The sequence below is a fragment of the Scardovia inopinata JCM 12537 genome, assembly GCF_001042695.1.
Lineage (GTDB): Bacteria > Actinomycetota > Actinomycetes > Actinomycetales > Bifidobacteriaceae > Scardovia > Scardovia inopinata.
Window position 1 is genome coordinate 1,130,452 of sequence record NZ_AP012334.1, and the last position, 15,455, is coordinate 1,145,906.

A 15,455-nucleotide genomic window follows, 5' to 3' on the forward strand; every position below is an offset into this window, starting at 1 on the left:
ATAGTGATAGCAAAAGCGACTACTCTGCTTTTGTATAAAATAGTCAAACTGAATATATTCTTCACTGTCGCTATATCTAAAATATAAATATCTATAATATAATCAATATATATAACACAGCGACTTGGAAGAAGAATTCTTTATGACTTTTGTGACTGTAGCAAGGGGACGTGAAGTATCACTCGGCGCAGATACAGACCATCTGACAGGTCAGACAGGTCATGATCTCTCGTGCTGATGATAATTCGTGCATAATCAGTTCCTTATTTGCTTATTGCTTACTTAAGGCTTTTCCAATGTAAAAGACAGCCCGGACCGGACACGCCTGCCTAAGAAAAGCATTATCAAATTACTCTGCTGGCGAATGAAAGAGCTCCTATACCTGAATATTCTACCAGGCTTGAGAGCTCAAATAGCTTCATGACATATTGTTCTTCTCTGTAGATAGGTTATACAAAGATACAAAATGCAGATATATTATGTGTTGGTCTAGTATCAGTACCTTATTTTGTCCACGAAGTCGGCCAATTAATCGGTTTGTCTAATTCTTCCAAAGCAGGAAGAGAGTTTACTATTCTCTGAGTTTCTAGAGTTAATGTAACCAACGATTCCAGGAGATCAACCACATACCTTGGATTTTTTGTTTCAGTTATCCATTCGTTTGGATCTTTTTTAATCCCACTCTTTTTATCTGTTTTGACTCGATATTGATCCATAACCCATTCAATAGGTGATTTTCCAGAAATTTTATAATCATATATTGTATCGGGAATACCATGAAGAACAAGATAATTATTGATAATAATAGTAGTCCTATCATCACCCTTAAGATTTTCAGCGGTCTTAGGGACCTTACCGAAGGTAAGTCTATCAATGTGATAAAGCTCTTCTGGATCTTTAGAAAATAAGCTCTCGTAAGCTGACGAATTAATCCATTCTTCGGAAATACGGTCTTCCCCAACATATCCTTCTAAAGATTCATAGTTGATATGCAACTCAGCAAGTTCTCTCCCTATGCGTTGGAAAGTAGAAAAATCTTTTGCCAGAGGGATCCTAGCTAATTCTTTCCTCAGGTTATAAGTAAAACGCTGACGATATTCGTTATTATGGAGGATGCCATAAATATAATAAAAAATTTGCTCTTTCGCTTTAGAAACATTATCTGAATGTAAAGCAGAAACATCAGGGTAAACTTGACGAAATACCTCAAGCGTCTGATCTGTTATTGCATCATGTCTAATAAAAGTAGTGCCATCTGCTGTTGTGAAGCGGACATCACCGTTTTTGAGTGATGCTTCCGAAAAGTCCAGCTCTAGCTCATCTTTCAAGTCTGATTTTTCTTTATCAATCTCTTCGTACCAGTACAGTGGGAAACACTGTCCTCCGGCAGTCATCGAATTTAGATCTGCTAATGTCTGGGTCATCAGGCATGAAAACCCACTATTTCCTACCCCCGTCGTTACAATGCATCGATTGATAAACTGAGAATCATCAATGAGGGAGGGGGAAGCACTCCTGTACATCCTCTCGCACTCCTGTACATCATCTTCAAGATTAGAGGAGTTCGCTTCGCTCACCAATTTTAATGGGAATAAAATCGCACTCCTGTACATCATCTCGATAAGTCTGGGGTCATAATATAGCCATTCCTTTGTAAATGGACGATACATGCTCTGCACAAGAAACTTATCAGAGTATTTTATTTTGATACCTCTTCGAAGCCGATTCAACAATTCACGATCCCAACTTAGAACCTTAGGATCGTATTCAACAAAATCTTTCGGATCAATTTCCCGTTTATTTAAAGTTGAATGCCAGAAAATACGATTTTGCTCGTACCAATCAATTGATTTCTTTGTACGATTCTCAATAGTTTGCCTTCCAAAACCATAGCTAAAGCTGTCCCTGCCAGTTTTTATGCCGTTTGAATACACTGAAAAAATTCCAGCGGCACCATGAACACTCTTCAATCCAAGCGGTATAAACCCTTGGAACGCATCATCTCTCTGATTCAGCCAATCTCCATGAGAATCAGGAATAATAATCTTCCAATCAGTCTGGTTCTCTTTCACCATGTCTGAAAGCGTAGAGAGTTTCTCTGACCGCTTGAGGTAATCTCCAATATCATGGTAATGAATCACACCCTGGTGCTCTGCTTCAGGATCACAAACTAATAGAGTGATGGTAATAGGAGTCTTCGATTGCGAACCGAAGACATTATCACCCTGCCGTTTGAGTTCCTCTTTGGGCAACCGACGAAACTCTTTATTTCCCATCAAATTCAATACATAAATATCACTAAACTCTGCAACCAATGATTTTCTAAAGCCGTCAAAGGCAGTTCCATCAAGCCAGCCTCCGCCGCTTACAAAACAAATGATCCCTTTACCTGATATTGCAGTGTCTGCTCTTATGTTACGGCTAAGAATTCGATCTGAAGCCCACCGAAATGCCCGGATATATGAGTCATATAATGCATTTTTATTTACTGCCTTAGTATTAGCAGCGTATGTTTGTGCAATACGTTTATCCAAATTCTCATAGTGATCATTTGAATTATTATCATTTGCTGATTTTTGACCAGCAGAATAGGGAGGGTTCCCCATTATCACTGTAATAGGCTTTTTATTCTGTTCAATAACTCGGGCACTATTCCGGGTGAATACTGATTCATCAATACTGTTACTGTCCTCTGTCATTTGGAAAGTATCGGTCAGAACTCCACCACTAAATGGCTCATAAACAGGAGGTTGGATGTTATCTTTACTCCCCACCTCTTTGATCTTGGAATAATTATCAAACTGCACTGCATAGTATTCTGATTCAATATTTACCATAGCAATGTAGTAGGCTAGAAGCATTATTTCATTAGCAAATATTTCAGAACGATACTTTCGCTGTAACTTATTCGGCGAAATAAGACCTGACCTAATAAGTTCAACAATGAATGTTCCTGTACCTGTGAACGGATCGAGAATAGTCACTCTATCATCTTCAAGATGCTTACCAAAATGCTCAGTGAGTTTGTTATCAACCAAATGAAGAATATAATTGACGATTTCTAACGGAGTATAAACAATTCCAAGCTTATCAGCATCTGATTTGAAAGCAGTACGGAAAAAAGACTCATAAAGATTTCGCACCAGAGTTTGACGAGCAGCTTCATCATTCCTCACCGCTTGAGCAGATGTTCGTACTTGAGAATACAGTTGGCGAAGATCGTCATTGGGATCCGCAGCCTTGATCTTAGGACGTAACAATTCAGTAATCGGCATTAGCGCCTGCGAAACAGGATTATTCTCAATAAAGGACTTGCCCGAAGAATCTTTTTCATGCGAGAAGAGAGCATCGAATATAGGAGAAGTAAGGATATGCTGGGACAGCATGCCCACAGCATCATCCTTGGTTATATTAGGATTCAGAGTATCTCGTAACCCATGCAAAAATGAATCGAACTCTTGCGATATCTGTTTGTCAGTCCGTATCTGCTCATTAATAATATTACTTGTTTTAATAGCGATTTCAGAAATTGAGTCTGCCCAATCCTCCCAATAAGTTGTATCTCCGCATTTACGCACAAGCTGTGCTTGGAACTGTTCGGATATCTCACCTCCAAAATCAAATTCGCCTTGTTCACTGGTGTTTTGATCATTCAGCAGAGAGTCATTGCCGCTATCCTGATCAATAAACTGGTTCGATCTAGTTGAATAGCGCCGCTTCACTGATTTCCTATGTAAACTCAGAGCATTGATACGAGCGTCCAACCGTTCATCATGAGACCTTAACGACTGTAAGATATCCCACACCGTATGAAAATCTGAAGTGGATAAAATCGCATCCGGAGTTGAGCCATCAGGGATAACAACAGGGAGAATAATATAACCATAATGCTTATTCTCTGCTTTTCGCATTACACGCCCTACCGCCTGTACTATATCAACCTGCGAGGCCCGGGGCTGGAAGAAAATAACTGCATCCAGCAGAGGAAGATCTACCCCCTCAGTTAAGCATTTTGCGTTGCTGAGTATACGGCATCCATCTGGATCTTCCTGCCGATCAGCTAGCCAATTTAGCAGTTTTCGACGTTCCTTGGTCGGCATAGAACCATCTACATGCTCAACCTTCGGAATAATTGTTCCCTCCAGTGAAGCGCCTTGCTTTTCAGATTGTTGAATATATTCAGAAATTACATCGCTAAAACCATCTGCCAGTATTTTCGAATCGTGAATAGTCCTCGTAAAAGCAACGGCAGTATGCATATGCTCGATTGATGAAGTTAAACCAGAATGAGAATCCACATCATTATCGTTTAAGATAGCAAATTGAACCTGTTCTCCAAGCCCCGTATCAATATCAATGTCCTGCTGTTCCTGACGATGAATCCCCTTAGTCATCAAACCGTTCCAAGCACCAAGAACTTTCGCGGAAAGAGATTCTGCCTGTGTTCGAATTTTTAGCTTATCCTGAGCTGCTTTTTCTGCCTTATCTTTAGCACGCGATCTTCTTTCGAGCTGTTCAATCGAATCAATTTGTTCCTGGAATGTTTGTGTTTCTTGTATTCTCTTTGCAAAGTTAGTTCCTTGAGATTCAGCAATTCCAAGCACCAGCACCCGGTAATCAGTAAGAATTCCTTTAGCTACTGCATCGCCGAACTTCAGACGATGGAATTCCCTCCCAAATGTATCTTCATCGTCCATAGAAAAGGTAGTGAAGTCATTTTTAACTGCCTTAGTCTGCGCAGCTTGTGTATAAACTCTAGGAGTTGCAGTCATATACAAGCGCTTTTTAGCATGAACAAGACTATTATCATGCACCTTCACAAACGCTGATTTAACACCAACGTTATCAGCAACACCTGCTGTCCGATGGGCTTCATCACAAATGACGAGGTCAAACTCTGGAAGTCCTTCTTGCGCCTGAGCAGCGATGATTGTATCAATCGATTGATATGTTGAAAAAACTACAGACAGGCCGGTAGATTGCTCTCCTATTTTAATATGATCAGCCAAAAGTCGAGGGTCAGTCGTTGTTGGAAATGGGACATCAAGAACACTCCCGTCCCATTCATCATTATCTCTTTTATTAGCAGTTGTGTCTGAACACACCACAAAACTTGAAATTTGCTCTTTGCTCTGATGCGTCCAATAATTAAAAGTTTGTGAAACTAGCGCGATTGACGGAGCTAAGAACAGCACTCTGAAAGGACTATTCTTTGATTCGGAATATTCATTATCTCTTTCTTCCCTTAATTCCTCTGCAAGACGCAATGCAGTTAAGGTTTTCCCAGTGCCGCAGGCCATAATAAGTTTTCCCCTGTCGTCGGTTTTAAAACCGTCAATACAGTCCTGTATTGCTTCATTTTGATAAGGACGAGGTTCAAATTTTTTAAGATTATGGTAATGCGATTCTGGTAAAAATGCAGACCAGTCAACGAATTCATTATTCAATTGTTCCGAATCGAGTACTACCACGTTACGGGGAGATGCCTCTTTTTCGAGTGTTTGTGTAAGCCCTCCACCTGTATGAGCAATAATAAAATGGCCACGCTTAATGCCACGCGTATCACTAGAAGCAAAAAAAGTAGAAACATCTGAAAAATCAAGCTTTCGATCATCTGCGTAATACTTGCATTGAATAGCCCATAACTCACCTGAACGATCTTTGGCAACAAGATCTATACCGGTATCATTCTTGGGAAAATCTTCATATTCCCCATGAATCAGAGGGTTACCCTCATCTCCCCACATCCAAACATTTATAAAAGTCGATGCCCATGCCGGATCATGCATGAGAAAGTATCTGACTGCATATTCAAACGCAGTTCCACGAACACGCTGATTTCTTTTTCCTTGTGAAGAAAGCTTCACTGCATCTAGTTTTTCAATCGCATCCAGAACATCGTCAAAAGTAGTCGTTGCCATGTTTGCTATGATATCGTTCTGGAAGAATAACTCGAAGTAATCTCGACACTTCGAAAACATACTCATCGAACGAAAGGATACCCATGGCAGAAGTTAATGATGTAGCAAATAAGCGGATTTTAGATCTGGTCAATCCTGATTATATGAAGCGAATCCCCTTCTTTGTTCGCTCTCACGCCACCAGCAAAACCTGCGGAATGATTGCCCGCGAATTCTCAGAGATATATGAGGTATTCTCCAAGCAGGAAGAGCCCAGCGAAGATGAGAAATCACAGATGAGTCTGGATTGTTAATGACATTTTTAAAGAGAGAATGGCCAAACACAATCTGTAATGACGAAGTCCAATGGCAAAATTGATGTATGAAGCAGAATAAGCAGAATAGGCAGACAGCGACCGCACAAGCTTCTGCCTTTGCCTTTCGGTACGGGACCCCCTACGCACAAACTCATTCCTCCCGCCAGGACCCCCTCCATACAGTGCGGGTCATGCTCCTGGGCTCAGGCGAGCTGGGCAAAGAAATAGCTTTGGAACTCATGCGGCTGGGAGCCCGAGTGTGTGCCCTGGACTCTTATGAGCACGCCCCTGCCATGCAGATGGCTCACGATTGTATTGTTCTTGATATGACCGACCCTCAGGCTCTGAAGGAAGCTATTGATCAGGTTCAGCCCGACATTATTGTTCCCGAAGTAGAAGCCATAGCCACCGATGTTCTCACCGAGGCCGTTGCCGAAGGCATCCAGGTAGTGCCCAGCGCAAAGATTGCTCAAATCTGCATGAATCGCGAGCGCTTGAGGACTCTGGCCCACGACGGTCTGGGACTGCCCACCACTCCCTATCGGTTTGCCAGCAACCCTGATGAGCTGAAAGCAGGAGCCCAGGCGGTTGGCTATCCCTGTGTTGTCAAGCCGATTATGAGCTCATCCGGGCATGGTCAGTCAATCATGCGGTCAGCAGCTGATCTTGACTCTTCCTGGCAGACTGCCCAGCTGGGGCGAAGGGCAGCACACGAAGGCGAGGTTTCCCGGGTGATTGTTGAAGCCCTGGCTCCTCTGGATTATGAGCTGACCATAATAACCGTCTTCTCTTGTGCCGGAGTAGTAACCTGCTCCCCCATAGGACATCGCCAGGTAGACGGGGATTACCGGGAATCCTGGCAGCCGGCCGCAGTTCCTGAGTCAGTGCTGCACAAGGGTAACAAGATTGCCCGGCGGATGGTAGAGGGACTGGCAGCCGAAGCCAGCCGGTCACATGAACATGGCTGGGGTGTTTTTGGAGTCGAGCTTTTTGTTCTCCGTGACGGCCAGGTGCTTTTCAACGAGGTTTCTCCCCGCCCGCATGACACTGGCATGGTCACCATGATTTCTCAGCATCTGAGTGAATTTGCCCTCCACGCGCGGGCGATTCTGGGTATTCCTGTGACCGAGGAATCCCTGGAGTTTATTCATCCTGGTCAGGTTAGCGCCAGCAGGGCCCTGGTAATTGAGGGCAAGGGGCAGGTTGCTTTCAGCAGTGTCAGTACAGCTTTGGCAAAGCCTCACAGCGACTTGCGCATTTTCGGCAAGCCCTCAGTCAATGGCCGCAGAAGAATGGGGGTTGCCCTTGCTTATGCCCCTACCGAAGAGGAAGCCCGCAAGGCCACACAACAGATAGAAGATTCTCTTTCTTATGATCTTTTTTGAGGATACGATAGGCCCCATTGAATAAATGGCTTGATGAAAAGTGCTATACCCAGAAGTACCCCCGGTCAGCCCCCATACCTATGATGGCATATACAAAACTCACTATTAAATCATGCTTTTTATTATCCATGTCAGCTCCTGTGCTCTCCCCCAGTATAACTCTTGTTTCAGCAGAACGACGGCAGCCCTTTTCGTCTTTGTCAGACGTCCATATTTTGAGATTTTTATGTTCATTATTCGCCTCTTCCCTGTAGTCATCAACAGGTAAATTTGAGAGGTGCCAGGGATGAATTCGTCCCCTATTTCTGCCGTCCATTTGAAAGGCTAACCAGCAATCATGCAGAAGTTAACGCAGCTCTACGAAGGCAAAGCAAAGAAGTTGTACTCCACAGATAATCCTGACATTCTGTGGGTGGAATACATGAATCAGGCAACTGCCGGCAACGGTGCCAAGAAAGAGCAGATTGAGGGCAAAGGTCGACTGAACAACCAGATTACCACCGTTATCTTTAATGAGCTTGCATACCGCGGTATTGCAAGCCATTTTATTTCTCAGCTCAGCCCTACCGAGCAGCTGGTCCGCAAGATGAATATGTATCCCCTGGAAATCATCATGCGCAACCGTGCAGCCGGCAGTTTTGCCAAGCGTTACGGCGTTGAAGAGGGAACTGTTCTCAGCCGCCCTGTTCTGGAGCTTTGCCTGAAGGATGACGCCCTGGGCGATCCCTTTATTAATGATGATGATGCCATAGCCCTAAATCTGGCAAACCGGGACGAGCTGGACATCATTGCTGCCAAGGCCAGGGAAATCAATCACACTTTGACCGCGATATTCAACGAGATTGATGTCACACTGGTTGATTTCAAGGTAGAGATGGGTAAGACCTCAGACGGCACCATTCTCCTTGCCGATGAAATTACTCCTGACACCTGCCGCCTGTGGGACAAGGCCAAAACCAGCCAGGGACATGTAGAGCATCTGGATAAGGATCTTTTCCGGCGGGATTTGGGCAACATTATCCCCGCTTACGAAGAGATTCTTGATCGTCTGGAAAAGCTTCACGCTTCCCATCCGCTGAATGCTGCCGGGGAATTACGTCACTAAAAATAAATCAGATAGTTCAAACTTAACTAAAGGACAGCTGTGGTAGACCGCATTTATGTAGAGAAAAAATCTCAATTTGATACCCTTTCCCACCAGCTTTTCACAGAGCTGCGCACTATCCTGGGGCTGAAAAATTTGGAAGGACTGCGGGTCCTGAAACGGTATGATGTTGAGGGAATATCCCCACAGCTTTTTCAGCAGTGTATACCCACTGTCTTCAGCGAGCCTCAGACTGATCTGACGTATGCAAATATGGAGGAAGCCGGTCTGGATACTCATGATCCCCGGGTTTTTGCGGTTGAATCCCTGCCCGGCCAGTTCGACCAGAGAGCTGCTTCTGCCAGCGAATGTATACAGCTGATCTCTCAGGGAGAGCGGCCTCTGGTTCGTACAGCTCAGATTTATATACTCCAGGGCTCCAAGCTGACTGCTGCCGATATTTCCTCGGCTCAGTCTTATGTGATTAACCCGGTAGATTCACGGCCTGCCCGGCTGGATATGCCTCAAACCCTGACTATGACCGTCCCTGAGCCCGCCCCGGTGGAAATTATTAATGGTTTCCGGGCCATGACGTCCCAGCAGCTGGAAGAGATGATCGAAGATCGTGACCTGGCTATGGACCTGGCAGATCTGGCCTTCTGCCAAACCTACTTTCAGGAAGAGCAGAGGGATCCCACGATTACTGAAATCCGCGTGATAGACACTTACTGGTCAGACCACTGCCGCCACACCACCTTTGGAACCCAACTGGATCAGGTGACAATTGACGACGACACAGTCCGCAGGGCCTTTGACCGCTATCTGGAGATTCGTCATACTTTAGGCCGGGACAGCAAGCCTGTCTGCCTGATGGATATGGGAACCATTGGGGCTAAGTGGCTGGAAAAGCAGGGAATCCTTACCAACCTTGACAAGTCTGAAGAGATTAACGCCTGCACAGTCAAAGTAACGGTGGACGTTGACGGGCAGGATCAGGACTGGCTATTCCTGTTCAAAAATGAAACCCATAATCATCCCACTGAAATTGAACCTTTTGGCGGTGCTGCTACCTGTGTGGGCGGAGCTATCCGCGATCCCCTTTCCGGCCGCAGTTATGTATATCAGGCAATGAGGATTACCGGCTCTGGTGACCCCCGGACCCCTGTAAGCAAGACCCTGACCGGTAAACTCCCTCAGCGCAAAATTTCCACTACTGCCGCTGCCGGCTTCTCCTCTTATGGCAATCAGATTGGCCTGGCAACTGGTCAGGTGCAGGAACTCTACCACCCCGGTTATGTAGCTAAACGGATGGAGATTGGGGCTGTTGTTGGCGCAGCTCCCCAAAAAAACGTTCAGCGTCTGCGGCCCCAGGCAGGAGATGAAGTTATCCTTCTGGGAGGCCGGACAGGCCGCGACGGAATCGGAGGAGCAACAGGAGCTTCTAAGTCCCACACTTCCCAGTCTATCGAGAAAGACGGGGCTGAAGTGCAGAAGGGCAATGCCCCTATTGAGCGAAAGTTGCAGAGACTTTTCCGCCGTCATGATGCTGCCAGTTTGATTAAACGCTGCAACGATTTTGGAGCAGGCGGCGTATCTGTTGCTGTAGGCGAGCTTGCTGACAGCCTGCGGATTAATCTGGATGCAGTTCCCAAAAAATATGAGGGGCTCGACGGCACAGAACTGGCTATTTCTGAGAGTCAGGAACGCATGGCAGTAGTCCTGGACCCGAAGGATATGAACACTTTCCTTGACATTGCCCGACAGGAGAATCTGGAAGCAAGCCTGATAGCGGAAGTTACTGATTCAGGCAGAATGACCATGAGCTGGCGGGGAAAGACAATTGTTGATTTGAGCCGCAGCTTCCTCTCTTCCAACGGCTCCCCCAAACATCAGACGGTTCAGGTTCCCCGCCAGGGATCTTATCAGGTTAATCCTTCCTGGCTGACAGGCAGCCTGGAAGACCGTCTGAAAGCGCTGACTTCCGATATTAATGTAGCTTCTCATAAGGGATTGTCTGAGCGCTTCGACTCCACCATTGGAGCAGGAACTGTACTCATGCCTTTTGGAGGTGCAAATCAGCTGACTCCTTCCCTGGCCATGGTGGCCAAATTCCCCACGGATGGACAAACCACCACAGCCAGCGCTATGGCCTGGGGCTTCAATCCTTATCTGACTGAGGCTAATCAATTTACCGGTGCTTACACAGCTGTGGTGGAATCTCTGTCTAAACTTGTTGCCACTGGCTTTAGAAAAGAAAAAGCTTACCTGTCTTTCCAGGAATATTTTGAAAAGCTCCGTCAGGATCCCAAGCGCTGGGGTAAGCCAACAGCTGCCCTCTTAGGTGCCCTAATGGCTCAACTCGATCTAGGTGTGGGGGCCATTGGCGGAAAAGATTCTATGAGCGGCTCCTTTGAAAACATGGATGTTCCCCCCACTCTGGTTAGCTTTGCTGTCTCCACTGGCAAAGCAGCCAATGCTATCTCACCCGAATTCAAAAAAGCCGGGGATCAAGTTCTCCTTCTCTCTCCCCTTTATCAGTCCGATGAGATAACCCCCCAGCCGGATAATCTCCTAAAAGTTATGGAAGCAGTCAGCAAGGCTATGGAAGCCGGACATGTACGGGCTGCCAGCACCCCCGGTTTTGGCGGTCTTGCTCAGGCCCTCTTCCTCCAATGTGTGGGGAACAGCCTCGGTTTAGATTTGGATGATTCTTTTGCCAGCAATCTTGACCGCCTCTTCCTGCCTCGATACGGTTCTTTCCTTCTGGAAGTTGATGATTCTTCTTTGCTCCGGGCCTTTGCCGACCAGGGAATTGCTGTGGAAACTGTTGGACAAACCAGCAGCAACTACCAAATTAAGACAGCAGAAGAATCCATTGACCTATCCCTCATCCAGGAAATATGGGAAAGTGGAATGGAGTCCGTTTTTCCTTACAGAGATAAGGCTGCGGGAAATGATCAGGCAAGAGAGGTCGTTCCCCTCATCTCCTATACTCCTGTCTCCCATACTCACGACCAGGCATCGGACAAACCCGGCAGTAAGAGCTGGGACGGGCTTGGCCGCCCCAGAGTCATTATTCCCGTTTTCCCTGGGAATAACTGCGAGTATGACAGTGCCAAAGCTTTCCGCCTGGCAGGCGCTCAGGCAGATACTTTTATTGTCAATAATCTGAGCCCTGCCGCCGTATCTGACAGTGTTCACGAATTTGCTCAGCAAGTTCGCAAGTCTCAGATTATTATGATTCCAGGCGGATTTTCAGGCGGGGATGAGCCGGACGGATCGGCTAAATTCATTACAGCCTTCTTCCGCTCACCCGAAGTCACCGATGCCGTCCGGGATCTGCTCAAGAACAGAGACGGCCTGATGTTGGGGATTTGCAATGGTTTCCAGGCTTTAATCAAGCTGGGCCTGGTGCCCTATGGAGATATTGTCCCCATGAAAGCAGACTGCCCCACCCTGACTTTCAACACCATTGGCCGTCATCAAAGCCGCTTGGTTCGGACCAGGGTAGCTTCAACTCTTAGCCCCTGGCTAAGCCAGACCACTGTGGGAGATGTGCATACCATTGCTATCAGCCATGGAGAGGGCCGCTTTGTTGCTTCTGATGAAGTAGTCAACCAGCTCATTAAATCTGGCCAGATTGCTACTCAGTATGTAGACCAGGAGGGGGTCCCATCCCTGTCTCTGGATGCAAATCCCAATGGCTCCCTTCTAGCTGTAGAAGGAATAACCAGCCCTGATGGCCGAGTCTTCGGTAAAATGGGACATAGCGAGCGCAGTGGTACAGATTTATTCAGGAACGTTCCCGGCACTACCCTGCAGCCTATTTTCCAGGGCGGAGTCAATTACTTCCTGGATTAAAAGTAGATTAAAAGGAGCAGCGCCACAGTATGCGTCCGAGTATGTACCAGGTCACAGTACGAAAGATTAAAAATAAGGCAGGGAATGACAGATGTCAGCAGAACTTGAAGGAATTCATGAGGAGTGCGGCCTCTTTGGTGTCTGGGGACACCCGGAAGCAGCCCGTCTGACCTATTTTGGCCTTCATGCCCTTCAGCATCGAGGGCAGGAAGGTGCCGGGATTGTTGTCAATAATGAAGGCAATCTTCGCAGCCATCGGGGATTGGGCCTGCTGAGCGATGTTTTCAAGGATAACACAACCATAGAGGATTTACAGGGAACCCGGGCTCTGGGCCATGTCCGCTATGCAACCTCAGGCACTGGTTCTCTCAACAATGTGCAGCCTTTCCTTTTCACCTTTCATGATGGCTCCGTTGCCCTGGCCCATAATGGGAATCTGACTAACTGCACAACATTACGGACTCATCTGGAAGATCAGGGAGCCATTTTCCACTCGAATTCAGATACTGAAGTCCTTATGCACTTGATCCGTCGCTCTCCCCGTCAGACTTTTCTCGACAAGCTTAGGGATGCTCTCAACACGGTTCACGGTGGTTTTGCCTACCTGCTTATGACCTCCAACGCCCTTTATGGGGCCCTTGATCCCAACGGTTTTCGCCCCCTGAGCCTGGGGAAGATGACTAATGGAGCTTATGTACTGGCATCCGAGACCTGTGCCCTCGATATCGTCGGTGCTACTCTAATCCGAGATATTGAACCTGGGGAAATCTGCATCATCAACGATGAGGACTACCGGATTGTCTCTTACACCAGTAAAACGCAAAAAGCCATCTGTTCCATGGAATTCATCTACTTTGCCCGACCAGATTCCAACATCTATGGGGTTAATGTGCATTCAGCCCGCAAACGAGCCGGTATCCGCCTGGCCCAGGAATCCCCGGTAGATGCAGATATGGTCATTGCTGTTCCCAATTCTTCTCTCTCAGCCGCTTCCGGCTACGCCGAAGCCAGCGGCCTGCCCAACGAGATGGGTCTGGTAAAAAATCAGTATGTTGCCCGGACATTTATTCAGCCAACCCAGGAACTGCGGGAGCAGGGAGTCCGCATGAAGCTATCTGCTGTGCGGGGCGTGGTGAAAGATAAACGAGTTATTGTGGTTGACGATTCCATTGTTCGGGGCACAACTTCCAAACGGATTGTTCAACTCCTTCGGGAGGCAGGGGCCAAAGAGGTCCATATGCGGATCGCTTCTCCTCCTCTCAAATATCCTTGTTACTACGGGATTGACATCTCTCGAACATCGGAGCTAATAGCTGCCAAGAAAACCGTTCCTGAAATCTGCGATTATATTGGAGCAGATTCTTTGGCATATCTCAGCCTTGATGGCCTGGTGGAAACAATCGGGCTGCATGCAGATGCTCCCTACGGCGGCTTGTGCGTTGCCTACTTTAATGGTGACTACCCTACCAGCTTGGGCGACTATCAGCGGGAGTTTTTAGCTTCTCTCAGCCCCGAAGACCGGGAGCGGATTACCACATACGCCATGATGCATTCAGCCTATAATGGCAATGAATTCAATGAAAGTCTTGATCTGACCAACAGTAGTGAAATTACAACAAATAATTATCCGAATTCAGCTCAGGAAGCCCAGCAGGTTCAGTGACCCACCTGCTGCCGGCCAGACACAAACCAATCAACAGACAGACATTATTAAATTATTAAATACACATTATTACCATACAAAAAGGAAGGTGCTCATGCCAGAAGCATACGAAAAAGCTGGAGTCAGCGTAGAGGCTGGTTATGAAGTTGTTCGCCGCATACAGCAGCATGTTGCTGCTACAGCCCGCCCTGGTGCCGGCGGTATCGGAGGCTTTGGGGGTCTCTTTGACCTGACAGCCCTCAAGGTACAAGAACCGGTTTTAGTCTCCGGAACCGACGGGGTAGGCACCAAGCTCTTAATAGCTCATATGATGGGCAAGCATGACACTATCGGTATTGATTGTGTGGCCATGTGCGTCAACGACATTCTGGCACAAGGCGCTGAGCCTCTTTATTTCCTTGATTACATTGCCTGCGGAAGGAATAATCCCGAGCTGCTGGAGCAGGTAGTGAAAGGTGTTGCAAACGGCTGCGTTCAGGCTGGTGCTGCCCTGGTCGGAGGCGAGACGGCAGAAATGCCCGATATGTATGCCGAAGAGGAGTACGATCTGGCAGGTTTTACCACCGGGGTTGTGGAGAAAAGTCAGATTATTGATGGATCTACTATTCAGGAAGGTGATGTTCTTATTGGCCTTCCCTCATCAGGAGTTCATTCCAACGGTTTTTCCCTAGTTCGTAAAGCCCTGTTCAAAGACGGAGGCTTAAGCGTTGACAGCCAGCTGGACCAGCTTGATGGCCGCAGGCTGGGGGACGTCTTACTGACTCCAACCAGAATTTATGCTCAGGCCCTCAAACCACTCTTTGGTAAGGGTCTTCTGCAGGGTATAGCTCATATAACCGGCGGTGCCTTCCTGGAAAAAGTACCCCGCATTATCCCCCAGGGTCTGGCTGCTTCCTTCTCCATTGACTCCTGGCCGGTTCCCCCGATTTTTCAGGTAATTGAAGACTATGGCCAGGTGGATCATCTGGAAATGTATAATATTTTCAACATGGGTATTGGCATGGTTCTTATGGTCCGCCCCGCTGATGTGGCCCAGGTGGAATCTATTCTCGATGCACATCATGAGAAGCATTACACAGTAGGCAGCATCATCCGGCAAAAGGGCGACCGGGTAGAGCTGCACTGATTGTACCCCATAGCTAATGCTCACAGAATCAATGCCGCAGGGCAAAGTTTGAACAGGATACACTCATACACAGGGCATATATATAATAGCTGCAGCAGTCACGCTCAGCAGAAAAAAGA

The 15,455-nt window shown here is 46.9% G+C and carries 8 protein-coding genes; 6 read left to right on the forward strand and 2 right to left on the reverse strand.

The window, feature by feature from the left end:
* Positions 1-503 precede the first annotated feature (503 nt).
* A complete protein-coding gene (locus SCIP_RS04635; RefSeq protein ID WP_006293377.1) occupies positions 504-5,921 on the reverse strand; it encodes a type ISP restriction/modification enzyme in 5,418 nt (1,805 codons plus the stop codon).
* Positions 5,922-6,004: 83 nt separating this feature from the next.
* On the opposite strand from SCIP_RS04635, the gene SCIP_RS04640 reads away from it, so the two are divergent.
* Both SCIP_RS04640 and purT read left to right on the forward strand, forming a co-directional pair.
* Positions 6,005-6,214 carry a hypothetical protein gene (locus SCIP_RS04640; RefSeq protein WP_006293378.1) on the forward strand — a complete coding sequence of 70 codons (210 nt, stop codon included), beginning with the start codon at positions 6,005-6,007 and terminating at the stop codon, positions 6,212-6,214.
* Between the two features lie 68 nt (positions 6,215-6,282).
* Entirely contained in the window at positions 6,283-7,602 is a 1,320-nt protein-coding gene (gene purT / locus SCIP_RS04645; protein ID WP_081442821.1) for a formate-dependent phosphoribosylglycinamide formyltransferase, read from the forward strand.
* A 43-nt stretch (positions 7,603-7,645) separates the two neighbouring features.
* Here the strand turns inward: purT and SCIP_RS04650 are convergent, their stop codons facing one another.
* Complete coding sequence (locus SCIP_RS04650; protein ID WP_040590679.1) at positions 7,646-7,918, reverse strand: hypothetical protein; 273 nt, start codon at positions 7,916-7,918, stop codon at positions 7,646-7,648.
* Between the two features lie 21 nt (positions 7,919-7,939).
* On the opposite strand from SCIP_RS04650, the gene purC reads away from it, so the two are divergent.
* From purC to purM, 4 genes are all read left to right on the forward strand, one after another.
* Positions 7,940-8,707, forward strand: a complete 768-nt coding sequence (gene purC, locus SCIP_RS04655) for a phosphoribosylaminoimidazolesuccinocarboxamide synthase (protein WP_006293380.1) — start codon at positions 7,940-7,942, stop codon at positions 8,705-8,707.
* 39 nt (positions 8,708-8,746) lie between these two features.
* A complete protein-coding gene (locus tag SCIP_RS04660; protein WP_006293381.1) occupies positions 8,747-12,547 on the forward strand; it encodes a phosphoribosylformylglycinamidine synthase in 3,801 nt (1,266 codons plus the stop codon).
* Positions 12,548-12,638: 91 nt separating this feature from the next.
* Entirely contained in the window at positions 12,639-14,210 is a 1,572-nt protein-coding gene (purF, locus tag SCIP_RS04665; RefSeq protein ID WP_006293382.1) for an amidophosphoribosyltransferase, read from the forward strand.
* 94 nt (positions 14,211-14,304) lie between these two features.
* Entirely contained in the window at positions 14,305-15,336 is a 1,032-nt protein-coding gene (gene purM / locus SCIP_RS04670; protein WP_006293383.1) for a phosphoribosylformylglycinamidine cyclo-ligase, read from the forward strand.
* The last annotated feature ends 119 nt before the right edge of the window (positions 15,337-15,455 follow it).